Source organism: Mesorhizobium sp. M1E.F.Ca.ET.063.01.1.1 (assembly GCF_003998155.1).
GTDB lineage: Bacteria > Pseudomonadota > Alphaproteobacteria > Rhizobiales > Rhizobiaceae > Mesorhizobium.
The window spans coordinates 1-1,235 of record NZ_RZSC01001166.1 but is presented as its reverse complement, the minus strand read 5'-3'; the positions used below and the strand labels follow the sequence as shown (position 1 = coordinate 1,235).

Sequence of the window (1,235 nt, the reverse complement as noted above, 5' to 3'; positions counted from 1 at the left end):
ACACCGTTGCGCCGGCGGATCGTTTTCAGCGTCTCGTTAATGAAGGCGGCAAACACCTCGTCATCGAGCAGCTTCCAGCCTTCATCGAGGAACATCAGAAGCGGCGTGCCGTCGATGATCTCTTCGAGCCGATGGAAGATGTAAAGCAGGGCGGCCGAGCGCAATTTTTTGTCGGCCAGGATTTTTGTCATGTCGAACCCGACCACCGGCTTCGAGAAATCGACGAGATCGACGGGGTTGTTGAAGAGCCAGCCCTTGTCGCCAAGGTCGAGCCACGGTTCAATTCGCGCCGCCAGATCGTTCATCCCCGGCGCCAGTGAGCCGCGCAGCACTTCCGGCAGCAGCTCGAACGTGCGCTGTTGGCGCGGGATCTTGTAGACCTTGTCGACGGCCGTGTTGATCACGCGCATTTCCGCCACGTCGAGCGAACCGTCGTCTGGGGTCAGGATGTAGCGCAGCAGCCCTTCGAGAAACGTGCGGTTTTCTGCGGTGTCTTCCAGCTGGAAGGGGGCAAAGCCGGTGGCCTGCATCGGCTCCATGACTTCGTAGCGGCCACCGAGCGCGCGAATGAAGAGCTCGGCGCCGCGCATGTAGTCGAAGTAGACGCATCGCGGTCGCGGCGAAATCCGCATTGCCTGCGCCATCAGGAATGACAGCACCACCGTCTTGCCCGAACCGGTCGGGCCGAAAACGGTGAAATGGCCGACGTCGTGGACATGAAAGTTGAAATAATAGGCGGTCTGGCTGGTCGTCTCGAGGAGCGCGATCGGCCGCTTCCAGTGCAGTCCCTCACGCTGGCCCGAGGGAAAATTGTGACCCGAGAACAGCCCAGCAAAGTTCAGCGACGAGATCAGGGCGCGGCGCGCAATGTAGCTGAAATTGCCGGGCAGCTGTGCCCAAAACGCAAGTTCGGTGTTGAGCGTTTCCCGCACCGGGACGATCGACATGCGCGACAGTTCGGCGGTGATGTCGGACAAGGAGCGGTTGAGCCCTGGTACGTCGGCAGCCAGCGCCATCACCGTCATGTGGTGCTGCCCGAAAACGACCTCGCCACCGGCAAGCTTGTCGGCGCCGGCGTGCACTAAATCCTCGACCGTGGTTCCGGCCTCATCCGAACCGCTGACCTGGTTCGAGATGGTGTTGATGCGGCGCATGGCCGTCACGCGATCCTCAATCGCAAACGACTGCGTGAGGATGAATTCATGCGGCAGCCGCAACAGGCCATCAAGCGACCC

At 61.1% G+C, this 1,235-nt stretch carries 1 pseudogene; it reads right to left on the bottom strand.

Annotation, left to right across the window (positions count from 1 at the left end):
- Positions 1–1,235: pseudogene (locus tag EOA29_RS36940) on the bottom strand (VirB4 family type IV secretion system protein); the annotation flags it as partial.